We start from the raw sequence: 23279 nt of genomic DNA on the forward strand, positions 1-23279 counted from the left end.
CCTGCTCGACCCGCGAGAGATTTTCGGTCGTCTAAACTGACGTGATGGGGTGGACGACCCATGCACCGGCATAGCTGTGCAATGATGTGGTCGTTGAGCCACGTCTAGGAGTTGGTCATGGACGAAGTACATGGCCCACACTCGTTCGAACACGGCGCCGCGCAGCGGCCTTCTCTTACCTTAGCCTCCACCCGGCGTTTGGGCGGCTTGTGTCGAAGCTGCAGCTCCAACTCTTTGTAAAGCCGATAGACTCGCTTCGCGTTCAAGTCCCAGCCCTCCCGCCGGAGCGTAAGCGAGGCCTGAAGGCCGCGTTGCAGGATGCTTGGCCGACGGGCTGATTGCCGCTCTTTGAGCGGAGCATCGATGTCAGACGAGATCATAGAGCCAGGGGGCGAACGAGCGAGCAGTCATACGAGTGGTCGTATGAGCGGTCGGATCCAGATTGTCGGGCGCGTTTCAGGTCGGCGGCGCTGGACCGTGGAGCAGAAGCTGGCGATCCTGCGCGATGCATTCGGGCCCGAGGGTTCGGTACGCGCGGCGATCGAGCGCCACGAGGTTGGCAGCGGCGCGATCTATACCTGGCGCCGGCAGGCGATGTCGGGGGCGTTGACCGGGCTGACTGTGCCGTCCCAGCCCAGCTTCGCCGAGGTCCAGATCGCCGAGCCGGCAGCGACCTTGCCGGCACCTGTCGTCGGCCAGCTTGGCCGCGGCCGGATAAGGATCGAGCTGCCGTCCGGCGTGCGGCTGACTGTCGATGCGTCGGTCGATGCCGACGCGCTGTCGCGGGTGATCGGCGTCCTGGCGCAATGATCCCGCTGCCCCCTTTGACGCGGATATTCCTGGCATGCGGCGCGACCGATATGCGCAAGGGGTTCGACGGACTGGCGGTGCTGGTGCAGCAGGCGTTGCAGCAGAACCCGCATTCCGGCGCACTGTTCGCGTTCCGCGGCAAGCGCGGCGATCTGGTCAAGCTGCTCTGGTACGACGGCCAGGGATTGTGCCTGTTCTCCAAGCGGATGGACCGTGGCCGGTTCGTCTGGCCGTCGACCGCGACCGGCTCGGTCGCCATGACCGCGGCCCAGCTTTCGATGCTCCTCGAAGGGATCGACTGGCGACGCCCGGAACGCACGTTCGTGCCGTCGCTGGCGGGCTAAAAAGCATCGGATTCATGGGGTTTTCGTGGATCGAAGTCGCTCGATCTGCTATCTAATCGCAGTGTCGGACGCGGGCTTTTCCTCCCCTGACAAAGACGCTCGCATCGCCGAGCTCGAGGCCGCATTGGCATCGGCCCGCGCCGATATTTCTGCGCGCGACATCCTAATCGATACGCTGCGCGTGCAGCTTGCCCGCCTCAGGCGGATGCAGTTCGGCACCTCGTCTGAGAAGCTCACCCAGGAGATCGCGCAACTGGAGCTCGCGCTCGAAGAGCTCGAGGCCGAGGCCGTCGTGGCGAACACACAGCGTGTCGATCCCGGCAGGGCGGAACGACCGGTGCCCATCCGCGCACTCCCGGCACATCTGCCGCGCGAGGAGCAGCGGATCGAGCCCGAGCACGGCTGCTGCACCTGTCCCGAGTGCGGCGGCACTTTGCGCCCGCTTGGCCAGGACAGCGACGAGATGCTCGACGCCGTGCCCGTTCAGTGGCGCGTCGTGCGCACCATCCGCCCCAAGTATAGCTGCCGCTCCTGCGACAAGATCGTGCAAGCCGCCGCCCCGGTAAAGGCGATCGGGCGCGGCAAGGCGACGTTCGGGACGCTGGCCCACGTCGTCGTCGCCAAGTTCGATCATCACCTGCCGCTGTACCGCCAGGCAGAGATGATGGCGGCACAGGGGATCGAGCTGGATCGCTCGACGCTCGCCGGCTGGGCCGGCCAGGCATCGGCGCTGCTCGATCCGATCGTCAGCCGCATCCGCGAGGTTGGGCTTACCGCCGCCAAGATCCACACCGACGACACGCCAGTGCCGATGCTCGACCCGGGCCGCGGCAAGACCGCGACCGGCAGGCTATGGGCCTATGTCGTCGATGACCGCGGCTCCGGCGCCACCAGTCCGCCGCTGGTCTGGTATCACTTTACCCAGGATCGAACCGGTGCCCATCCCAGAGCCCAGCTCGGCCGCTTCACCGGCTTCCTGCAGGGGGACGGCTATGCCGGCTACGACCAGCTCTACGCTACCAACCGCATCACCGAGGTCGCATGCTGGGCGCATTTCCGGCGCAAAATCTTCGACATCCACACCACCGGCCCGACGCCGCTCACCACCGACCTGCTAACCCGGATCGGCAGCCTCTATAAAATCGGGGAAGAGATCCGCAGGAGCCCGCCAGACGTCCGACGAAGAACCCGGCTGGAGCGCGCAGCGCCCGTGATCGAGGCGCTCCGCATAGCCCTCGACGACGCGCTGCGACGCCTCTCGCCCAAGTCCGAGGTCGCCAAGGCCATCGCCTATGGCCGCAAGCGCTGGACCGCGCTCACGCGGTTCGTCGACGACGGCCGCCTCGAGATCGACAACAATATCGCAGAGCGCGCCATGCGCAGCATCGCGATCGGTCGGAAGAACTGGCTGTTCGCCGGATCGAAAGCCGGCGGCGAGCGCGCCGCCGCGATCTACACGGTCATCGAGACCTGCAAGCTCAACGGTATCGAGCCGCAGGCCTACATTGCCGACGTCATCGCGAAGATCGCCCGCGACTGGCCCGCATCGCGTTGGGATGAGCTGATGCCCTGGAACTGGCGCCGGACAAACGAGCAATCCATCGCCGAAGCAGCATAGGCCGCGGCCTTCAGACCACGCTTACGCCGGAGCAGCACATGGATCCGGCGATAGCCGTACCGCACGCGCGTTTCAGCGATCTCCTGCATCCGCTTCTTCAAATCGGCCTGATCCGCGCGGCAACCACGACAGTGGTAGCTCGATTGCTCCGCCCGAAGCACACTGCACGCCCGTCGGATACTGACGGACCAAATGCTTCGAACATCATCGACGAGCTGACGCCGCCGATCAGGCCTCAGAGCTTTCGCGAGACGACATCCTGCAGCATCGCCTTGTCGAGGCTCAGGTCGGCCACAAGCCGCTTGAGCTTCGCGTTCTCCTCCTCGAGCTGGCGCAGCCGCCGCATCTCCGATGGCATCAGACCGGCGTACTTCTTGCGCCAGGCATAGAATGTCGCATCGCTGATCCCGGCCTTGCGGCAGACCTCGCCGATCGTTGTGCCGTCCTCAACCTGCTTCAACACGAACGCGATCTGCGCCTCGCTGAACTTCGATCATTCATCGCTCACTCCATCGGTAAGCGTCCGGTGGGCTGGCAATATCAGGCGGGCCGATAGTTCCAGGGCAGCAGTTCGTCGATCCGGCGCTGCGGATGATCGGCGATGCGGGCGATGGTATCGCGTAGCCAGGCCTCAGGATCGACCTTGTTGAGCTTGGCGGTCTCCACGAGGCTGTAGACTGTGGCGGCGCGGTGGCCGCCCTGGTCGGAGCCTGCAAACAGCCAGTTCTTGCGACCGACCGCGATACCGCGCAGCGCGCGTTCGGCGGCATTGTTGTCGATCTCAAGCCTGCCATCTTCGACGTAGCGGGCGAGCGCCGGCCAACGTGTCAGGGCATAGCGGATGGCGACCGCGAGGTCGGACCGGCGCGACAGCTTGGGCAGGGTAGCGTCGAGCCAGTGGCGCAAAGCCGCGAGGGCGGGTCCGGCGCGTGCCTGTCGTTCGCGTCGTCGTTCGTTAGGCGGGAGGCCGCGCACATCGTCTTCAACCGCGTAGAGCGCGCCGATGTGGTCGAGAGCCTCGCGGGCGGTGGCCGACCCTGTGGCGGCATGGACATCGAAGAACTTGGGTCTGACGTGCGCCCAGCAGGCGACCTCGGCGATGCGGTCGCCGTAAAGCCGATCGAACCCGGCATAGCCGTCGGCGTGCAGATCGCCGGTAAAGCGCGCGAGATGCTGCGCAGGCCGCTCGCCCTTGCGATCGGGTGCATAGCGGAACAGCACGGCGGGCGGTGCGTCGCCGCTGCGGCCACGCTCGTCGCGAACATAGGTCCACAGACGCCCGGTCTTCGTGCGACCCGCACCCGGCGCGAGCACGGGGACCGGCGTGTCGTCGGCATGGAGCGTGGCTCCGCCCATGACATGACGTTCAAGCGCGTCGACCAGCGGATCGAGCGGGGTAGCCGCTCGTCCAACCCAGTCTGCGAGGGTCGAGCGGGCAAGATCGATGCCTTCGCGCGCATAGATCGCCGACTGGCGGTAGAGCGGCAGGTGGTCGGCATACTTGGCGACGAGCACATGCGCGAGGAGGCCAGCGCCGGGACGCCCGCGCTCGATCGGCATCGACGGCAGCGGAGACTGCACGATGCGGTCGCACGACCGGCAGCTGAGCCGGGGCCGGACGTGACGGATGACGCGAAAGCTGGCAGGCACATAATCGAGTTGCTCGGTGACATCCTCGCCGATCTTGCGCATCGCGCCACCGCAGTCGGGACAGAGGCAGGCGGGCGCGTGCACGACCTCCTCGCGCGGCAGATGATCGGGCAGCGGCTGGCGGAACGGCTTGGCGGCGTCACGCGCGCGGATGACGGCAGGCGGTGCCTTGGCGACAGCCTCGACCTCGGCCTCTTCGAGACCCAGCTCGAGCTGGTCGGCTTGCGCGGTCAAGCGCTCGGACGAGGTGCCGAACTGCATGCGGCGGAGCTTGGCAACCTGCATTTTGAGCTGCTCGAGCTCGGCGTCGGCAACGATCAGCATCGCCTTCAAAAGGCTCACATCGTCGGGTAGCGAGGCAGTATCGAGCGACACATCGGTGCATAGCACATCAGGGTGTTCAATACACGAAAAGCACGCAAAACCGTCGATTATTACCAGGCCAGCGTTGGCTGCGACGAGCGGATCGGATGCCGCCAATCGACCCCTTCGAGTAGCATCGACAGCTGTGCTGGCGTGAGCACGGCGACGCCGTCGGCGGTCGCCGGCCAGGTGAACCGGCCGCGCTCCAACCGCTTGGCGTGGAGCACCAGACCCTGACCGTCCCACCAAAGCAGCTTGACCAGATCGCCGCGCTTGCCTCGGAAGGCGTACACCGCTCCGCCGAACGGATCCTGCCGAAGCCGCTGCTGAACCAGCGCCGCCAACCCGTCGAAGCCCTTGCGCATATCCGTCACGCCAGCTGCCAGATACACCCGGACGCCAGCCGGCGGGCCGATCACCCGAACCCGGCCAGCACGGCCCTCAGCACCCGCGCGTCGATCGGTGGTGCAAGACGGACGCGTTGCCCACCAGAGCAGATTACCTCGACCACGCCTGGCCCAAGGGGCTCCGGCTGAGTAGCGGCACCCGCGCTCGCCACCTCCACCGGCACGAACGCTGGCGCCGGCAGCCGCGGTGCCTCGACCGCAACACCGTCGCGAAGCAGCACGCGCCGCCAGCGATACACAAGCGAAGAACAGACCCGGTAACGCCGCGCAACATCCGAAACGCTCGCTCCGGGCATCATCGCCTCCGAGACGATCCGCGCCTTGTCGTCATCGCTGAACCACCGACGCGGCTCCGCCCCGCCCGTGCCAGAACCATCGATAATCATCATAGTCATAGTGCCGCACCGGTGCTTGCCAGAGTGCCGCACCTGTGGCCTGCGGCTCACATCACCCGCAAGGCGGGGCAGACCGGACGCTTACCTCCATCGCCTGACCCTCAATCCTAAACTGGAATTTTTCAGCTCAAAACGGTCCAGGACACGGGCAGCAGGTCATGGACCAGACAGCGCCTTTGAAGCAGCGGCCTACGCCCAAGCGGATCAATTCCAACCCGGTCGCTATTTTTCGCCCCAGCCCACAACCTGATGACCGCCGAAGACCATTCGACGGATGAACGGGGCCGCGAGGCCGGAACTGAAGCCCGGCGGGGGTGCGCTTGCATCATCAAGACGCTTCATCTGGTCGACGCTCAGATCAACGTCGGTTGCGGCGATGTTGCTTTCGAGCTGCGACACCGTGCGTGCGCCGACGAGGGTTGAGGCCACGCCCGTGCGTGCCAACGTCCAGGCGAGCGCCACCTGCGCGATCGGTCGGTCAAGATCCGAGGCGATGCCCTTCACGACGTCGAGGATGTCCCAGTTACGATTCACGAACTTGCTGTCGCCGAACGGGTTCGCTCCGCTCAGGCGGCCGGTGTTGCTGGTATCGTCCCGCCTGTACTTGCCCGACAGGAAGCCGCCTGCCAGCGGACTCCAGGGCATGATCCCCATCCCGCCTTCGTGCGCTGCCGGGAAATGCTCGCTCTCCACGTCACGCGCCACGAGGGAATATTCGAGCTGCATCGCGATCGGCCCCGGTACACGCCGCTCGCTCGCGATTGTCGCGGCCTTCATTGCCAGCCATGCGGGCATGTCCGACAGGCCGTAGTAGCGTATCTTGCCCGCGCGGACGAGGTCGCCCAGCGTCTGCACAATCTCTTCGATCGGCGTCACGCCGTCCCAGATATGCATCCAGTAGAGATCGATGTAATCCGTCCTTAGTCGCCGGAGCGAGGCGTCGAGCGCGCGGTGGATGTTCTTGGCACCGGCACCCCCCGCATTCGGATTGCCGCCTCCGGCCTGTGCTGTGGTCAGCGGGCTGGCCGATCCGTTGAACGCGAACTTGGTGGCGAGCACGATTTCGTCTCGCGTTTTGCTGTCGGCGATGAACTGGCCGACCAGCGTCTCGCTCCCGCCGCCCGAGTAGATATCCGCGGTATCGACGAAATTGCCGCCAGCATCGCGATAGGCGTCGAAGATGGCACGCGAAGTTGCATCGTCCGCATTCCAATTGCCGGGGCCAAAGGTCATCGTGCCGAGCGCCAGCGGGCTCACGACAAGGCCTGAGCGGCCGAGCGTGCGGAAATCGGTCAGTGCCATCGGGAAATACTTTCCTAGCGTTCGATACGAAAGCTATGATACGGCAAGAGCCTATCGTCAATCTTTTTCAGAGCAATCGCTATGGAACTCGCTAATAAAGACGCCGTGGCGCGTCGGAAGACGGGACGCCCGCGTTCGTTCGATCGCGATGCCGCGCTCGAACAGGCGATGCTGACGTTCTGGCGCTTCGGGTATGAAACCACGTCGATCGTCGACCTGACGAACGCGATGAGGGTGACGGCACCCAGCCTATATACCGCATTCGGCGACAAGAAGCGGCTCTTCCTGGAAGCTGCCCGCCGCTATGCGGGCGATCGACAGGCGATGGCACAGACCCTCGATGACGCCGAAACGGCCTTTGATGCTGCACGTGCCATGCTGATCTCGGCCGCGACCGCGTTTACGGGCGAGGCGAACCCTAGGGGTTGCCTGCTAGCCAGCGCGACCGCCAGCGGCTCGTCCGCCTCGGCCGACGTGCAGCGGGCGATTGCGGACATCCGCGAGGGTGTGGCCATCCGGCTAAGCGCCCGGATCGCACGCGATGTCGAGGCGGGCATCCTGCCGCCGGATGTCGATGTCGTCGCCCTGGCCGGCATGGTTATAGCGATCATTCAGGGGATGTCCGTTTTGGCGCGCGATGGTATGAACCGACCGAACCTGCTCGCCATCGTCGAGCGCACGCTACAGGCGTGGCCGGCGTGCCGGACATAGTGGTACCTTGAGACATCGTCATTACCGATTGTGCGGTCCGGTAGGATCGTTCGAGTGATCAACGACAGAGCGATTGTTACAGGCTTTCCCTGTTCACTATTTTGACGAACATCTCGGGATACTTGGCCACCCTTCGTTTTTGACGATCGTGAGAATGGTCGCTTATAAGCAAGCAAAGACATCCGCCTTGAGCGGCGGCCGCTCCGTTGGCTTGCCGAGCTATGGCAGTCATTGCTCAGCACGAGATCGCCGCCGCAATGCCTTTCCTGGCTCAGACGGCATCTCTTTGGTTCGTCGTCCATAGAATCATTCCAACGTCCGTGTCGCCACGCGAAACTCATCCAAGGCGGCTAGCGCATGCTGCTCCAATCCCCCAGCGTCATCGTCGTCAGCTTCAGACCATGTGGCATAGCCCTGCTTGAAGGCAAGGACGCCCACTTCCGCTGCAAGATGTGCGGCGGGAACGGGAACACCCCGCGCAACCAGGGCGCCGGTCATAGCGGCTGCTAGGCCGACACTTTTCAGTGCATCGCGTTCCTGTAGTTCAGCGCTCGCCGCCACCGCAGCTTTGAGCCGAGGCCCGAGCTCGCGGTTCATAGGCCCCATTTCACTCGCAGCCCGCTTCAAGCCTTCCGCGATCGCCCCGAGCGGCATGGCCTCCTTAGGGGCGGCAGCAATGCCTTCGACCAGGAGTCGGCTTAACGTCTCCTGCCCGGCTACGAGCAGCTCCCTCTTGTCCGGGAAATGGCGAAAGAAGGTGCTCTTTGTAACTCCCGCACGGTCCGCGATTTGGGCGACCGTCGTGGCGTCGTAACCCTGCTCAAAAAACAGGTCGACGGCCGCGACGACTAGGCGTTCACGCGCTCCGGGCTGCCACCTCACGTTTAATCCCTCGATTGTGACGGGACTCTTGTCCCATCATCGTGCTAGAAGCGATGAGACAAGAGTCGCATAGCTGAAGGAAGATTGCATGCATGTTTTCGTCACTGGTGGCACAGGCACTATCGGATCGCCCGTCGTTGCCGAGCTTCTCAACAACGGTCACACCGTCCTCGCGCTGGCGCGATCAGACAGCTCTGCTCAGGCCTTGAACAGCGCCGGCGCAGAGGTGCTGAGGGGCGCACTTTCAGACTTAGAGGTGTTGCGGGCCGGTGTTGCACGGTCCGACGGCGTCGTCAGCCTGGCGTTTTCGCCAAACTATCATAGCGCCGAAGGGCTCGCGGCTGCCATCGCCGAAGAGGGCGCCGCCATGACTGCATTGGGGGAGGCGCTCATTGGCAGCGAGCGCCCAATTGTTACTGTCTCCGGTACGCCCTGGGTAATGGGACGCGCCGCCACCGAGGCCGATCCCCTGCCGCTCGAAGGCCCGGTCGGCGGTCGCGCCCGCTCGGTCAACACGCTTTTGGCGCTAGCCTCCCAGGGCGTGCGCGCAACCGCGGTGCGCATGCCAAGGACTGTTCACAATCAAGGCAAGGGAGGCTTCGCCGGACTGTTGGTTGATGAAGCGCGACGCAGCGGCGTTGCCGGCTATCCGGGTGATGGAGATCAGCGCTGGCCGGCAGTCCACGCCCTTGATGCTGCACGCCTGTTCAGGTTGGCTCTAGAGTCAGCGCTGGCCGGCACGGCTTGGCATGCCGTTGCTGACGAGGGCGACGCAGTACGCGACATCGCAGCCATTGTCGGCCGACGGTTGGGCTTGGCCGTAAAGGCTGTCCCTCAAGAGAGCTTTGGCCCATTCGGTCCGATATTCGCAATGGACCAGCCTGCGTCTAGCACCCACACCCGGGAGATATTAGGATGGACGCCGACGCACCCCAGTCTGCTTGAGGATTTGGAGAACATCGCCCCCTAAAGCGGCACTGTATGCTGCGGCTAAGTCGGTGCGTTCGGCTTGACCGAAAATCCCACACACCGGCGTCAGGGCTTCTAAATTTGTCAGCTCGCAAGCCCTCACTCCTCATTGGATTATGAAGTAGGTCGGCTGCTCTTGAGGCCTCATGCTTCAGCAATCGCTGAGCCGTCGTTGGACCGCATCTACGCGGTTAATTCCAAGAGCGTGGTCTTCCTGACGCGGAAGCTGCTTCCAATCATCCACGATGGCGGCCGTATCGTTAACATCTCGACCGGGCTAACGCGCTGCACCACGCCCGACACTATCCCTTATGCACCGCTCAAAGGCGCGATCGAGGTGTTCACCCATTTCATGGCCAAAGAACTTGGATCGCGCGGAATCACCGTCGATGCGGTCGCTCCCGGTGCGATCCAGACTGACGTCAGCGGACGTCATGCGTGGTAAGGCAGCCGTCAACGCGTATGTGGCTTTGCTGGCTACGCTTGGTCGGCCCGGCTTACCAGACGATATCGGCCCGTTGGTGGCGTCGCTGCTGTCCGATGATGCCCGGTGAGTTACCGGCCTACGCATCGAAGTGTTAGGCGGAATGTATCCCTGATTTACAGGCCCGTACTCACCGCTCCTTGCGGGGTGGTGAGCCTGAAAGGCATGACATATTCGATTTGATGGGAAGGCGCGCTCATCCCCGGCTCGGCTCGCAGTCTGGAACGCACGATTGCGGAACGATACGCCGCCCTCGGCGCGCGCGTCGTCGTGAACTACGCTGGAAGCGAGCAGGCGGCGGGTGAACTGGTTGCCCGGATAGAAGTGCAGGGTGGCAAAGCCATTGCTGTGCATGCTGACGCGTCGAAGGTGCCCCATATCAACCGGCTGTTCGACATAGCAGAGAAGGCTTTCGGTCGTCTCGACATCGTGGTCGCCCACGCCGGCATCGAGCTGGTCGGGCGCGCTGCCCCTCGCTTTGACGAAGCTGAATTCGATCGGCTGTTCGGCGTCAATACCAGGGGTTCTATCTTTACAAATGCAACGTGTCGCGCACGATATTGAGGATGTCGGGCAAATCAAATTCGTGGGATCAAGCACGACGGCGTTTCGGTGCCAGGCCATGCGTTTTACGGCAGCAGCAAGATGGCACCGCGCTTCTTCGTGGAGGTTCTCGCCAAAGAACTCGGGCATCGCCGCGTGACCGTGAACTCGATCCTGCCCAGCGCTACCGAGGGAGCGGGGGGTCTCGACCAATGGACAGCGACCCGAGGTGCAAAAGCTAATCGAAGCCAATCCGATGCTCCGATGCATCGGATGAGAACGTTGAAGGACACCGCCGATGCGGCGGAATACCTGGCCAGCAATCTCGAGGACTTTGTGAGCGGTCAGCACCTGCTCCTCCGCAGAGGCGCCGCGGCCGCATGAATACGCCGCCTCACGGCGTTGCCAATCAAGAGATTAGGGACGATCCCTAAGCCGCGATCTGCGCTGTCGTTATCCGCGAGCAGCAAGCCCGCGATCGCGGATGGTGGACGGACATGGCCGCCTGCTTCGCGTCTGCAGCTAGGGCTCGCCTCAGAGGGTTCGATTGCGAAGCAAACGCCCTTGTCGAGTGATCGCGCTCCATGTCCGCGAGCGTCGTTTATGCCGTGCATCATCTGTCGGCGCCCGCAATCAGGACAAACGCAGCGCGAGGACTCGTTGAACTGCCCGTCGCGATCAAGTTCCAGTCGGTGATCGAGGGTGTGCCCGTAACGCGGACATCGCATGCTCGCATGCTCGCATGTTCGCATGCAGAACTGGGTCGAGCGGATCCAAGGCGAAAGGCTGATCAGCCAAATCACATCGGTTTACGAGTATGACACGCTTGTCTCTTGGCTGGGAAGAGAATTACCCAGTGTCGATCCCGCAGCGATCGCTGGTTCCCGGTCCTGCTGTGACTTTAGTGCGCACTTTGCACCCAGCACGCGACTCTCGTTCCACAGACGCAGCTCGTGGAAAGCTGGATCGAACGACGAGTGCCCCATCGCTTGCCTCCCCGGCGTCGAGCGAGCGCAGCACGATACCGCGGCAATGTAAGGCGGCCGTTTGCATTTGTGGTTTGCGACGTTCCGGTGCGCGAACGGCCGAGATCGGGAAAGCCGGGTCGACAGCCCAGTGGCTGCACCCGGGTCCAAGGAGCCTGCGGCAAATAAGTGTCTCATCATTGCGCGCCGAGTTCATGACGACTGGGGTGGCGAGACGCGATCGGCGTCATGGATACGCAATTCGGAGAGTATCCATGGTTGATTACAGGCACGACACGTTAGGAAGCCCGCCCCGGTCAAGCGCAAGACAGTCGAGAACGAGCACATGACCGCAGCGTTGCTCGCCGCAGCGTTGGTCTTCACCCAAGGGCCGGCTGGTGCTGAAGAAGACTCGAGTGCGCGCGCGGTGACTTTCGTGGGCGAGTGGCAACAAACAGGATCGACTGATCCGGACGGCAGCCAAGTTACCTTTTCGGCATCGAATGTGGTGAGCGATCCCGGACAAAACAGAAGGTCAGGCGCCGACCAGGGCGACATCGTTGTTACGGGGCGGAAGGGGAGACCAGACGATCCCTTGGCTGGCGTCAACGCGAAAGCGTTCGAGGCGACACAGACCATCGATCGGGCTTTGGTCGGGCCAGTCGCGCTCGCGTACAAGAGAGTTCTACCGTCGCCTGTGCGCAGCGGATTGCGCAATTTCCTGTACAATCTGCACGAGCCCGACGTGTTCGTGAACTACCTTCTGCAGTTGAAGCCAGGCAAGGCTGTGGAAACGCTTGGACGCTTCGCCCTCAACAGCACGCTGGGGGTTGGGGGGATCGTAGATGTTGCCAAGCGGCGGCCCTTCAAGCTGCCCCGCCGCCCCAATGGTTTTGCCGACACGTTCGGGATTTACGGCATCAGGAACGGCCCCTTCCTCTATGTACCGTTGATCGGCCCGACGACGCTGCGCGATCTAGTGGGCGGAATGCTCGATCGTTTCGTGCTCCCCGTCGCGGTGGGCAGCCCATTCAACCAATTGGCATTCTCGGTGCCGGTCGGGGTGCTGAGCACGCTCGATCACCGCGCGGAATTCGACGATCAACTTCACGTCCTTCATGACGGCGTCGCTGATCCCTATGCGACATCGCGCGATTTCTACCTGCGCCGGCGCCAGCAGGAAATCGACCATATTCGCGGCAAGGCGGCCCAGTCCCCACCGACGCCTCCGGCAGACGCGGCAGCTCATATCGACGCAGTGCAAACCCCGCGAGCGCGCTGACTCTGGTGGCGCCCGGCGACCGAGACAGACAGACGACGAAGACGGGAGATGGCGCATGAACGAGACGATCCGCACGGAGCGATACAGCACCGTCGCCCGGCTGCTGCACTGGTCGGTCGTGGGCCTTGTGGCGGTGCAGTTCGCGATTGCCTGGACCATGCCTGATATCGGCCGCGGAACCGAGCCGGTTGGGTTGATCGCCTGGCATCTGTCGGTCGGCGTGGCGATCCTGGCGGTGATGATGGTACGGGCGCTATGGCGTCTGAGCCACCGCGAACCGCCGCCGCCTGTGGCGCTGCCCGCGTCCTTGCGGATCATATCGCGCGTCACGCATGTGCTGCTCTATGCGTTGCTGGTCGCGCTGCCGCTGCTCGGCTGGGCCAATGCCTCGGCGCGCGGTTGGCCGGTCACCCTGTTGGGCATCTTGCCGCTTCCGCCGCTATCCGCGACCGGGTCGCCGCTTGGCCGCCAGTTGGGCGACCTGCATCAGGTCGTCGCGATCGAATTGCTGGTCGTTATCGGGCTGCACGTGTTGGGTGCGCTGTATCACGGCGTCATCGTGCGGGATCGAACCCTTCAGCGGATGCTCTGAGGCGCGGCACGCGCCATCCGCCGGGACCCGCGCGGCGGATCTTAAACCCGGCGGGAAGCAGGGTCGCGGCCGCCAGGAAAAGGGCGAGCAGCGTCTCGGTCGCGGTAATTCCGAACGCCCCGGTCGTCGCCGCGACGGTCGCCGCGGCGCCCGCTTTGCCGATCAGTGCGACAGAGCCGGCGAACAGCATGTCCTTGCCCGGCATCAGCGGCACGCGCGAGAGCAGCTGGCGCATCGTCAGGAACAGCAAGCACGTGCTCCACCCCAATGTCGGCTCGGCCGCTAGCCAAAGCGGTACCAGCAGCGCCAGCATCGCGACCGCGCGCACGATATGAACGCCACCGACGAACAGCGCATCGCGTCCCGACATCCTGAGCAGGCGCCGGCGAAAGCCGATCATCGTCAGGCTCGGAACAACCACCAGCGCTACGGATAGAGAGATATGGGCGGCGCCCAGGCCGAGCGACGCGAGTCCTGGGCCCAAGGCAAATGCCGCGATAAGACCGATCGTCACGACATTGCCGACCAGAGCCGACAGCACTGAAACGTCCTTGATCGCGTGCAACGGTGCGTCGATCCGCTGTCCTCGCGCCCACGCGAACAGGTATACGTCGCCCGAATAGCTGAACATCACTTCATTGTTGATGAAGCGGCGGGTCAGCACGCCGAGCATACCCTTCCGTCTTCCCCATACCCGCCGGAAGATCACGAGATCGGCGAGCGGATGCACCAAAACATAGCCTCCCGCCGCACACCAGAAGCCGGGCGACGCGCGCAGCAGCGCGCTGATCCCCGAGACAGGCAATTGCCGGAAAGCGAAGATTGCCACGCTGAACCAGCTCAGCGCCAGCGCTGCGCGGAGGATCGCCCCGCGATGCCGGGACAGGGCCGACTGCAGCGAAGCGATCATCGATCGATCGTACCGATGAGTCCGCGCACCCCGAATCCGGCATCGACCGCGCGGATGGTGCTCGTGGAGCCGAGCATCTCCGAAAAATGCTCGGGGGTGAACAGACGGTGCGTCCCGGTCTCGTGCAACCCGATGCGGCGCAGGGCGGCGGCTTCGGTGACGTAGACCGCGATCCGGCCGCCTGGCCGGACGACGCGCGCAAGCTCCGCGAGGACCGCCTGATCGTCCTGCCAGAAATAGGCGACGTTGGTGGCCAGGATGCGATCGAAACGCGCATTAGGGAACGGAAGCGCGTTGAAATCCGAGACTGCAAACCGCGCTTCGGGGTGGCTCCTGACCGCCAGCGCAATCATCTCCTCGGCATGATCGACGCCGTGGACGGCACCGCCTGCCGCAGCCGCCTGCAAAGCCGCAATGGCATCGCCCGGACCGCAGCCCAGATCGAGCACCGCGTCGCCCGCCCGCACGTCGAGCGCCGCGATGGCGAGCGCGGTCGGGCGACGGTTGGCGAGCCGCATCGCCTGCGCGACGACGCGCCCACCCAAGCCTCGCGGCCGTGCCAATTGTCGGCCGAGTGCCGACGCGACGGCGTTCATGCGTGTCGGAGCTTCGCGTCGATCTTGCCCAGCAAGGCGCGCAGCTCCGTGCGGCGTCCGGCATCCCAGACCGGGCGCGCGGCATTGACGGGGGCCTGGAGCGCGCGCTGGGCATAGACTTTCGCGTCGGCGGGATGCCCTTCGTCGTTCAGAAAGTCGGCGTAGAAGAAATTGTTGTCGAGCCCGCGCGGATCCTGCCGCAGCGCGGCTTCGAGCAACGCGCGCGCTTTGGGCGTGCTGCCGAACCCGACCGGGAAGCCGGGCACGCGGTAATAGAGCACGCCCAGGCTCATCTTCACGCCGCCATCGGCGATGTTGGGGTCGATCGCCTGCGCGCGCTCGAGGATGCCCTTGGCCGCCTTGGCGAGCCCGAGCTGTCGGAACACGCTCGCGCGCGCCGCCTCCTCGCTGGTGACGATGCCCTGCCACAGCAACGGCTCGGCGCGCCCCGGGAAGCGCGCGGCGACCTGCGCGGCCTGTGCGGCGAGGACATCGAGCTGGCGGTATTGCTGGTCGCGATCGGCAACTTCGTAGCGGATGTGCGCCCATTGATCGTTGATGCGCTGCACCGCTGCATCCATCTGTGGGTTGTTGCTGGCATGCGCCACGCCCGAGACGGCGAGTAGGCTCCATAAGGCTGCGGTGAGACGAAGGCGGCGCACGGGAAGCTCCTGGGTCATGGTTCGACGAAAAGGGTGCGCGCGGTCGCGACTTGCTTGGCGAGGCCGCGGTCGATCAGGCGTGGCACCGCGGCATTGAGCTGGGTGAAGACGCGTTCGGGCATTCCGATCGAGACATCGGTGGCGCGCCGTTCGATCGCCGCGACGATCGTGTCGGCAACGTCTTCGGGGCGGTCGGCGGCCATCCCGCTCAGCGCCATGAAACGCTCGATCGCGGCGGTGTTGAACGCGGTGCGCACTGCACGCGGCGCGATATAGGTGATCGCGATATTGCGCCCGGCAACCTCGCGCCGCAGCGCCTGGCTGAACGCCTTTAGGCCCGCCTTGGCGCTCGAATAGGTCGTGAAATAGGGATAGGGCACTGCGCCCATCACCGATCCGATATTGACGATCTGACCGTCCCGTCGCTCGATCATCTGCGGCAGCACGGCGCCGCTCACGATCGCGGGCGCGACGAGGTTGACCGCATAGCCGAGCGCGATGCGGGCTGCGCCCTGCGCGTCGAGCGGTCCGAAATATTGCAGCCCGGCCAGGTTCACGAGAATGTCGACGTGGGTCGCGGCAAGCTTGCTCGCCAGCACCTCGAGCGCATCGGGATCGGACAGGTCGCATGCGAGGCATTCCTGGCATGCCACGGCATCGACCCGGTCGACGCCGATGACATAGGCGCCCGCCATCCGAAGCCGATTGGCCACGAGCGACCCGATCCCGCCGGCAGCCCCGGTCAGGACGACGCGCTTCCCATCAAGCCGCGACACGCATCGCCTCCAGTTCGATCCCGGCGAATAGCCCGCCGAACAGGCCGAACATCGCGCGCGCCATCGCGATGATCGCGGCCTGGTCGCCGGGATCGTCGATCCGGTTCATCAGGCGTTCGAAGAACGCCATGTGGTCCTGGTCGAGCGCGCCGTGTGATGTGAGATAATGGAACGCCCCTTCGGGCAGCCCGAGGGCCGCTTGCACCGCGCCTGCGCCGTGGCTCGCCATCGCGATACTCGTCCCTTCGAGCACATAGACCATGCCGAAGAACGCCGCCGGGTTGCCCTCGCGGATCGTGCGATAGGCGTGATCGACCATTGCTTCGGTGGCGGGGGAGGGGGCGCTCGCTGCGGCACCTGCGCGGTTGCCCCCGGCGGCGGCGATGTCGTCGAGTATCCACTCTTCGTGGCCGGTCTCCTCCTCGATATACTCGTCGAGTGCGCGCACGAGCGTCGGGCGGGCGCCGAGCCGTGCGCGTGCTTCCTGCATCAGCGGGACGGTGTGGCGGACGTGATGATACGCCTGGGTGAGATACGCGATATAGTCCGGCACCGAGATCCGGCCGGTCAGCCCGGCGATCAGCTGCGGCGTCATCGCGAAGCGTGCTTGCGCCTCGCGTGTCTCGGCGACGAGGCGGTCGAAGAAGGGCTGCTCGGCGGTGTCGTCGCGATACGGATAGGCCGTATCGATCGCGGCGCGGCGAAGCCGACCGTTGCCAGTGAGCAATCCCGCGGAGGGCAGGAACGGCGGCACGATCTGCCACGCGCCGACCCGCGCATACGCGGGCAATGTCAGGTTCGCCGTGGCGACCGCCGTGGCGACATCGGCATCCGGCGAGGCCGGCACGATGAGCGCGTCGAGGATCGCGCGTCCGTCGCCGCGGACCATGACCTGCGCGATCGCCGGATCGGCCTTCAGCACGCCTTCGACCCATTCCGGCGAGACGTTGCGCCCATGGCTCGTCACGATCAGCGCCGATTTGCGGCCCTCGATCCAGAGCCGACCCGCGTCGTCGATCCGACCGATATCGCCGGTCGCAAGCGGGGCGGGGGGGCGGGGCGCGCCGACGGTGCCGAGATAGACCGGCCCGTCGATGAGGATCTCCCCATCCTCGGCAAGGCGGATCGTGTTCGCGCCGATCGCCCGGCCGACGCTGCCGCGCGACCCCGCTGTGCCGTCATCGAGCGCGACGACCGAGGCGCATTCGGTCAGGCCATAGCCTTGGCGCACAGGCAATCCCACGGCTGCTGCGGCATCGAGCAGCCTGGGCTCGATCCGCGCGCCGCCGACCGCGACGAGCGTCAGGCGCGGGAGCCGCACGCCGCTCGCGGTCATCACCGCGACGAGGCCCGCCAGATATTCGGGCACCAGGATCAGCGAGGTGATCGCGTGCGCGTCGATCGCGCGCAGCATCGTGCCGAAATCGGGGCGAAACGGGTCGGCCATGCCGACCGCCGCTTGCGGCAGGGCGACATAGGTGCCGCCGGCCAGGATCGTCGCGTAGAAACCCGCGACGTTCTCGAGCAGGATCCCCGGCGGGAGCAGCGGCAAGTGTCGACCGGCATGATCCGCGCCCAGTTGGGCCACCACCGCACCCGCCACTTGCAAGAGATGGTCGAGCGACAGGCATATCCCTTTGGGATCGCCGGTCGACCCCGAGGAAAAGGTGATCCGCGCGGTGCCTTCGGGCAGCGGTGCGGCGGTGCGCATTTTCCGCTCGGCGGTGAACGAAAACCCGCCCTGCGGATCGCCCACGAGCGCGACCGGCCCGCTGATCAGCGCCGATGCGCCAGCGTGATCGAGTGCCGCCTCGACCTGTGCCGGCGTAAAGAAGGCCGGCAACGGGATGCTCGGAATGCGCGCTTCGATGAGCGCGAGGTCGAGGAGGCATTCCGCAACGCCATGATCGACGCGGGTCCCGACCGGGCGGCCGGATTCGAACTCTGTCGACACAAAGGCCGTCAAGCCAGGCACCGTGGTGGCCAACGCAGCCCATGACATCTGTTCGGCGCCGTCGAGCGCTAGCGCTTCGGGTCGTTCTTTCGCGTGACGCAGGATCGCCGTCCAAAGGTCGCTCACGAAAATGTCCTTCGCATCGAGGTTTGCTGGAGTTTCTCGCGACACAGCGCGACGTCGCCGGCGCACAGCATCGGGTGGGAGTCGTAATAGTGGCCCCAGCGCGAGGCCTCGGCCGCCACCGCTTCGATCCGCGCGGGGGCGATAACGACTATCGGCAGATCGAGCCGCGCGAACATCGCGCGCAGTGGCTGGGTCAGGACCGCTACGGCGACGTCCGCCTGGCCCTGCAGAGCAGCGGCGGCCTCTCGCCACAGGGCGATCGTCGCGGCGGGGCGGTGCGAGGCGTGGTTGCCGATCTCGGCAATCCGATGGCGCGCGATGCTGCGCCCGAACCGCTCGCTCAGCACGACCTCGATCGGCTGGTCGATATAACGCTCGAGCAGCAACGCGCCGGCGTCGGCAGCGCGGAAGCCCAACACGGCTTGTGGCGCCTCGGGCTGGCCGACGCTCAGATAGGTCGGATAGTCGGATGGCGGGAAGGCCGCATGGACTGCCGCATAGCGGTCGGCAATTAGGGAGCGAATGGCCGTATCGTGCATGAACACCTCGTCGATGTACGAGAGACGTCACACTTGGCCGGCCACCCTACCTTGGTGGTTCCGAGAAATCGTTCGGGCTAGAAACTTCGGCGTACCGAAAGCGATACGGTCCGCGGCCGGACGGGGGTGCGCTGCGGCGCGGCGGTCACCGTAAACGGATTACCGAATGCAAAACTGTCGGCGCGCGTATCGCCCGCATTGTCGAGACCGGCGCGGATCTGCCATGCGGCGACTTCCGCGCTCAGCGATCCTGACAGCAGCAGGATCGGGCCGCTCTCGCGGTCGAGCGCGGGATCGAAGCTGAGCCGCGTTTCACCAATATAGCTTGCGCGCCCGGTCGCGCGCAGCTGCCACCGGCCAAGCCTGAGCGCGTAGCTTGCCTCGCCATGCGCGCTGGCGTCGGGAATGACCGGGAGCCGGCGGTCGGGCTCGACCCCGGGAAGCGCGCCGGGATTGATCCGCGCGTGCTGGAGCAGCGTTCCGGCCGAGAGCGAGATGCGTCGTGCCGGCCGCCACTGCAGGCTGAGATCGATCCCGCGATTGCTCGCATCGCCGGCATTGCGCGTCGAGATCAGGCCGTCGGCCGCGAGATAGTCGGCCTGGACATGCGCCCAGTCCGACGCGAACAGCCCCAGATCGAGCGACAGGCGATTGTTGGGCGACGACCAGCGGGCCCCGAGGTCATAGGCCTGCAATTCGTCTGACTGATAGGAGGTCGGCGACGAAGCGCCGACCGACGTCGTATCGATCCCACCGGGACGCAAAGCGGAGGCATAGCGCGCGAACACCAGCAAGCGCGCATCGTGCTGCCAAGCGATCGTCGCGCTCGGGCTCGCGCGGACGATCGCACGGCTGATGGTGCCGCCGATTGAGCCCTCCGCCCTTTCGTCATCGACCGAAGACCGGAAGACGCGGACACCGGTGCCGACACGCAGCCGATCGGACAGATGCCAAGTTAGCTCACCGAATACCGCGGCCTCATTTACGCTGCGGCGGACGCGCAGCACCGGCACGGTGGTCGCGCCGGCCAGCGTGCCGGTCGCGGCAGTTTCTGCGGTCAGCAGCGCCGCGCCGCCGAGCCAATCGAACCGTCCGGCCGAGCCCGTCGCGCGTATCTCGCCGGTATAGACATGATAGGTGCGCGCATCGCGATAGGACGCAGGCGCGGTCCCGCCGAGCAATGCGGCCTTGGACGACGCATCGTAGGTGGCGTTGACCTCCTGCGACGTGGCGCTTGCAACGGCGGTGACCCGAGCCCCGGCGATCGACCCGTTCGCCGTCGCGCTAACGAGCGATATGCCGGTGTCCTGCGGCTCGCGTAGCCGCGGGGTGCGCGTCAGTGTGTGCGGCGCTTCGACATATTGACTGTCGGCAACCGACGATCCTTGGGTGATTCCCTGAAGATCGACGATCCAGTCGCCAAATGGCCGGGCGCGCACCGCGATCCGGCCACCGCTGGTCTGCCCATGATTGAGATCGCGCGTGCCGTCGGTCGAATTGATCCAGCCGCCTTGCCCGATCCGATAGCCGACCAACCGGATAGCGAGCCGGCCGGGTATGAGTGGGAGATTGATCACGCCGTCGAAATCGCCAGCGCCACTCCCGCTTTGCGTCGTGCTGCCGCCGCTGCGGAGCGACCCGCTGGCGCGCGTGAGGTCGGGCTTGGCCGGTACCAGCCGATACACGCCACCGAGCGCGCCGGTACCGTAAAGCGGTCCCTGCGGCCCTTTGAGCACTTCCACCTGCGCCATGTCGATCAGCCGCAGATCGGGGTCCGGCGCATCGTAGGTCACGCGCGATTCGTCGACTTGGACGCTGACGCTCGATTGCCCGAACCCGTCGAACGGGCTGTCGGCGATGCCTCGAATGAACAGCCGGTTCCGCCCGGGGCCGAGATTGGTGACCGAAAGCCCGTTGATCGATCCGGCGAGATCGCGCGTGCCGGGGGTATCGCCGACACCCGCGAGGCGCTCCGGCGACGCGATCGTCAGGGGGGTTGCCGCCGATGCCAGTGTTTCGCGGCGCTTGGTCGCGGTCACCACGATGTCGCTTTGCTCGGCGTGCTCGCGCGAAGACGGAGGGGAGTTGGGGCGCGCAGGGCGAATAGCCTGGCGCTGCGCGCGTTCGATCCGCCAAAGATCGGGACCGACGCGGACTGCTCGCAGGCCAGTGTCGCGCAGCATGTCGGCAAGCGCTGCCGCCACCGACATGCGGCCATGGACGCCGCGCGTGAGCGTCGTGCCGAGGGGAATGTCGGCGCCGATCGAGGTCCCCGACTGCCGCGCCAACGCAGTGATCGCGCGGTCGATCGGCCCCGCCGAAATTTCGACCCGCAGCGTCTGCCCGAGCGCCGGGCTAGTGGCGGCGGCGCTCCAGCCGAACGCCATCGCCAGCATGGCGCGCCTCGAGCCCGATGATCGTGGCCAACGCGTCCGCAGCTTGCGCACCCTTTCCAATCTTCAACGCCCCCGAGAAACGGAGATTGGCGATTGCGGGATCGACCGTCGTTTCGGCTCCCGCATAGCGCGTGATGTCGCTGGCAACCAGCGCCAGCGGCGCATTGGCATAGACGAGTTGCCCACCGCGCCAGCCTCCCACGCTTTCGGCGGCGATGCTGGTCACCGTCACGCTCCCCTGATGCCCGAGCAGCGCTCGGCCTTGGACCAGTGTCACCGGCGTGTCCAGATCCGCTGCCGCCACGGAGAGCTGGCCCTGGGCGACCGCGACGCGCGTCGTCGGTCCATCGACCGCGATGTCGAAGCGTGTCCCGATATCGCTGATGCGGTAGCGACCGGCGGCGATCGACAGCGTCCGGTCGGCGCGGTGCGGCACGTCGAAATAGGCTGTACCGTTGAGCGCGAGCTGTGTTTGATCACCGTGCTGCGCGACGAGACGGCTATGCGGCGCAAGCGTGGCGCTGCTGCCGTCGATCAACGCAATCGTGCGCGCTGTCGCGCCGGTTTGCCAGGCGACATCGGCGGCTGGCCGGGGGAGCGCGACGACAACGGCCAGCGCGGCCGCCATCGCACCGCCTGCCACCACCGCCCAGCGCCAGTGCCTCGGTTCACGCCGGGGCGGGGCAGGGGCGGCGAGGTGCGCAACGATGGTTGCGCGTTGCACCACGATGTCGTCGTCGAGAAGCGCGATGCGGTCGAACGCGGCGCGGTGGCGCGGATCTGCTTCGAGCCAGGTGGCAAAGCCGTCCCAATCCATGTCGTCGGCGTCCTGCGCCGCGTGCCATCGTGCCGCGCGTTCCGTGATATCCTCGTTCATTGCATCACCTCGCCGCAGCCTGCGCTGCCGCCGCTCTCTGTTCCATTGCCAAGACGGCGCGGTGTGTCGTTCACCCCAGTTCCCCTGCATCGAGCATGCGCCTCAGATGCGCCATCGCGACTGCCATATGCTTTTCGACGCCCTTGCGGCTGATCCCGAGCCGTGCCGCGGTCTCGGCATGGCTCAGGCCGTCGAGCTTATGCAGGCGGAGCGCGCGGGCGGCGCCGGGGGGCAGCCGGTCGATCGCCTCCGCAAGGCGCGCGGCGTCCTCGCGCGCGATCAGATCGGTCTCGGCGACTGCCTCCGCGTGGGGTTCAGGACCTTCGGGGCGCAGACCCTGCTCGACGTTCGCCCAGTCCTGCTCGCGCACGGCGCGCCGTCGTCCCGCGCGTAGGCGGTCGAGGACGAGGTTTTGGGCGACGCGATACAGATAGGCGCGACCGTGGCCGATCGGTCCGGATGGCGCCGAGCCGATCTTGAGCCACATCTCTTGCACCACGTCTTCTGCCTCCGCGGCGCTACCAGTCCGCGCCGTTAGGAAGCGCACCAGGGCGGGTCGGTGCTGGATGTATAAACCCGCAAGTCCGTTGCTGCCGTCCTTCACACTTCCTTCGCTCAAACGACTGACCTTCCGTTGTTTGAGCTAGCATAGTGGGTGGCTCGTCTCGCTCCCGTCCGTGAGCGAGCGCAGTTCGATTCCGCGTGCCGCCAAATCCGCCGCTGATCGACCAGCCCATTCATTGTACGGCCAAGCTGATCAAGCTTCCAAATTACTAGCGTGTCAGCCTTGCGCGCTATTCCCAGCGCTCCCGTCAGTCCCGGCCGATTGATGCTGGCCCCGCTCGCCTTGTCGGTCGTGATATGTTTGCACCCGGCGGCGTTGGGGGCATCCGATTGCGACGCCAAATCCTGATCCGAGGTAGACACCCGAGCATAATCGACGAGCATAACGCTCCTTTCTCACAACTCCATCTAAATTACAGTTCGTGAGAAAGCTATATTGGGAACGGGTTCTGAGAAAACGGCGACGACAGCTTACCGGCGTTTCCGGGAAAAGGCCCTTGCAGCCTCCCTTGCTCACCAGACCTTGCCAATCGGGAAAGGCCGAACGGCAGCTAGCGCCCCA

Annotated in this window: 22 protein-coding genes and 4 pseudogenes; 9 read left to right on the forward strand and 17 right to left on the reverse strand. The window is 65.4% G+C overall.

Annotation, left to right across the window (positions count from 1 at the left end; translation table 11 throughout):
- Positions 1-108: 108 nt before the first annotated feature.
- Positions 109-287: pseudogene (locus tag L8K25_RS21705) on the reverse strand (IS3 family transposase); the annotation flags it as partial.
- A 136-nt stretch (positions 288-423) separates the two neighbouring features.
- On the opposite strand from L8K25_RS21705, the gene L8K25_RS21710 reads away from it, so the two are divergent.
- The 3 genes from L8K25_RS21710 (at position 424) to L8K25_RS21720 (ending at position 2772) form a co-directional block, all read left to right on the forward strand.
- Complete coding sequence (locus tag L8K25_RS21710; RefSeq protein ID WP_242141114.1) at positions 424-810, forward strand: transposase; 387 nt, start codon at positions 424-426, stop codon at positions 808-810.
- Entirely contained in the window at positions 807-1154 is a 348-nt protein-coding gene (tnpB, locus tag L8K25_RS21715) for an IS66 family insertion sequence element accessory protein TnpB (protein WP_242141115.1), read from the forward strand. Before L8K25_RS21710 ends, tnpB (L8K25_RS21715) begins: the two co-directional genes overlap by 4 nt.
- Before the next feature lie 61 nt (positions 1155-1215).
- Complete coding sequence (locus L8K25_RS21720; RefSeq protein WP_242141116.1) at positions 1216-2772, forward strand: IS66 family transposase; 1557 nt, start codon at positions 1216-1218, stop codon at positions 2770-2772.
- A gap of 23 nt (positions 2773-2795) precedes the next feature.
- On the opposite strand, the pseudogene L8K25_RS21725 reads toward L8K25_RS21720, so the two are convergent.
- The 5 genes and pseudogenes from L8K25_RS21725 to L8K25_RS21745 all read right to left on the reverse strand — a co-directional run.
- Positions 2796-3244: pseudogene (locus L8K25_RS21725) on the reverse strand (transposase); the annotation flags it as partial.
- Positions 3245-3312: 68 nt separating this feature from the next.
- Complete coding sequence (locus L8K25_RS21730) at positions 3313-4746, reverse strand: IS66 family transposase (RefSeq protein WP_242141135.1); 1434 nt, start codon at positions 4744-4746, stop codon at positions 3313-3315.
- 110 nt (positions 4747-4856) lie between these two features.
- Positions 4857-5204 (reverse strand): IS66 family insertion sequence element accessory protein TnpB, encoded by a 348-nt coding sequence (gene tnpB / locus L8K25_RS21735; protein ID WP_242141117.1) that lies wholly within the window; start codon positions 5202-5204, stop codon positions 4857-4859.
- Positions 5201-5587: a transposase gene (locus L8K25_RS21740; protein ID WP_242141118.1), complete on the reverse strand. Its 387-nt coding sequence runs from the start codon at positions 5585-5587 to the stop codon at positions 5201-5203. Before L8K25_RS21740 ends, tnpB (L8K25_RS21735) begins: the two co-directional genes overlap by 4 nt.
- 222 nt (positions 5588-5809) lie before the next feature.
- Positions 5810-6889, reverse strand: coding sequence for an aldo/keto reductase (locus L8K25_RS21745; RefSeq protein WP_242141119.1), 1080 nt, complete (start codon positions 6887-6889; stop codon positions 5810-5812).
- 168 nt (positions 6890-7057) lie between these two features.
- Here L8K25_RS21745 and L8K25_RS21750 point away from each other — a divergent pair, with 168 nt between their 5' ends.
- A complete protein-coding gene (locus L8K25_RS21750; RefSeq protein WP_242141120.1) occupies positions 7058-7600 on the forward strand; it encodes a TetR/AcrR family transcriptional regulator in 543 nt (180 codons plus the stop codon).
- A gap of 306 nt (positions 7601-7906) precedes the next feature.
- On the opposite strand, the gene L8K25_RS21755 is transcribed toward L8K25_RS21750, so the two are convergent.
- Positions 7907-8482, reverse strand: coding sequence for a TetR/AcrR family transcriptional regulator (locus tag L8K25_RS21755; RefSeq protein WP_242141121.1), 576 nt, complete (start codon positions 8480-8482; stop codon positions 7907-7909).
- An 88-nt stretch (positions 8483-8570) separates the two neighbouring features.
- Between L8K25_RS21755 and L8K25_RS21760 the strand changes: the two genes are divergently transcribed.
- From L8K25_RS21760 to L8K25_RS21780, 5 genes and pseudogenes are all read left to right on the forward strand, one after another.
- Entirely contained in the window at positions 8571-9452 is an 882-nt protein-coding gene (locus L8K25_RS21760; RefSeq protein WP_242141122.1) for an SDR family oxidoreductase, read from the forward strand.
- Between the two features lie 135 nt (positions 9453-9587).
- Positions 9588-9896 carry an SDR family oxidoreductase gene (locus L8K25_RS21765; RefSeq protein ID WP_277923782.1) on the forward strand — a complete coding sequence of 103 codons (309 nt, stop codon included), beginning with the start codon at positions 9588-9590 and terminating at the stop codon, positions 9894-9896.
- Positions 9897-10133: 237 nt separating this feature from the next.
- A pseudogene (locus tag L8K25_RS21770) lies at positions 10134-10862 on the forward strand (SDR family oxidoreductase).
- A gap of 927 nt (positions 10863-11789) precedes the next feature.
- Entirely contained in the window at positions 11790-12725 is a 936-nt protein-coding gene (locus L8K25_RS21775; RefSeq protein WP_242141124.1) for a VacJ family lipoprotein, read from the forward strand.
- 55 nt (positions 12726-12780) lie between these two features.
- Complete coding sequence (locus tag L8K25_RS21780) at positions 12781-13317, forward strand: cytochrome b/b6 domain-containing protein (RefSeq protein WP_242141125.1); 537 nt, start codon at positions 12781-12783, stop codon at positions 13315-13317.
- Here the strand turns inward: L8K25_RS21780 and L8K25_RS21785 are convergent.
- From L8K25_RS21785 to L8K25_RS21830, 10 genes and pseudogenes are all read right to left on the reverse strand, one after another.
- Positions 13280-14227 carry a hypothetical protein gene (locus L8K25_RS21785; RefSeq protein ID WP_242141126.1) on the reverse strand — a complete coding sequence of 316 codons (948 nt, stop codon included), beginning with the start codon at positions 14225-14227 and terminating at the stop codon, positions 13280-13282. The genes L8K25_RS21780 and L8K25_RS21785 overlap by 38 nt on opposite strands.
- Entirely contained in the window at positions 14224-14823 is a 600-nt protein-coding gene (locus tag L8K25_RS21790) for a class I SAM-dependent methyltransferase (protein ID WP_242141127.1), read from the reverse strand. The genes L8K25_RS21785 and L8K25_RS21790 overlap by 4 nt, the downstream gene beginning before the upstream one ends.
- A complete protein-coding gene (locus L8K25_RS21795) occupies positions 14820-15485 on the reverse strand; it encodes a hypothetical protein (protein ID WP_242141128.1) in 666 nt (221 codons plus the stop codon). The genes L8K25_RS21790 and L8K25_RS21795 overlap by 4 nt, the downstream gene beginning before the upstream one ends.
- A 14-nt stretch (positions 15486-15499) precedes the next feature.
- Positions 15500-16261: an SDR family NAD(P)-dependent oxidoreductase gene (locus L8K25_RS21800; RefSeq protein WP_242141129.1), complete on the reverse strand. Its 762-nt coding sequence runs from the start codon at positions 16259-16261 to the stop codon at positions 15500-15502.
- On the reverse strand, positions 16248-18341 hold the full coding sequence (locus L8K25_RS21805; RefSeq protein ID WP_242141130.1) for an AMP-binding protein: 2094 nt from the start codon (positions 18339-18341) through the stop codon (positions 16248-16250). The genes L8K25_RS21800 and L8K25_RS21805 overlap by 14 nt, the downstream gene beginning before the upstream one ends.
- Complete coding sequence (locus tag L8K25_RS21810; protein ID WP_242141131.1) at positions 18338-18880, reverse strand: thermostable hemolysin; 543 nt, start codon at positions 18878-18880, stop codon at positions 18338-18340. The genes L8K25_RS21805 and L8K25_RS21810 overlap by 4 nt, the downstream gene beginning before the upstream one ends.
- A gap of 77 nt (positions 18881-18957) precedes the next feature.
- Positions 18958-21276, reverse strand: a complete 2319-nt coding sequence (locus L8K25_RS21815; RefSeq protein WP_242141132.1) for a TonB-dependent receptor — start codon at positions 21274-21276, stop codon at positions 18958-18960.
- Positions 21236-22153 (reverse strand): FecR domain-containing protein, encoded by a 918-nt coding sequence (locus L8K25_RS21820; protein WP_242141133.1) that lies wholly within the window; start codon positions 22151-22153, stop codon positions 21236-21238. The genes L8K25_RS21815 and L8K25_RS21820 overlap by 41 nt, the downstream gene beginning before the upstream one ends.
- A 70-nt stretch (positions 22154-22223) precedes the next feature.
- A complete protein-coding gene (locus L8K25_RS21825; RefSeq protein ID WP_242141136.1) occupies positions 22224-22757 on the reverse strand; it encodes an RNA polymerase sigma factor in 534 nt (177 codons plus the stop codon).
- A 54-nt stretch (positions 22758-22811) separates the two neighbouring features.
- A pseudogene (locus L8K25_RS21830) lies at positions 22812-23101 on the reverse strand (recombinase family protein); the annotation flags it as partial.
- Between the last annotated feature and the right edge of the window lie 178 nt (positions 23102-23279).

It is taken from the genome of Sphingomonas sp. TREG-RG-20F-R18-01 (genome assembly GCF_022662475.1).
In the GTDB taxonomy this organism is placed as follows: domain Bacteria; phylum Pseudomonadota; class Alphaproteobacteria; order Sphingomonadales; family Sphingomonadaceae; genus Sphingomonas.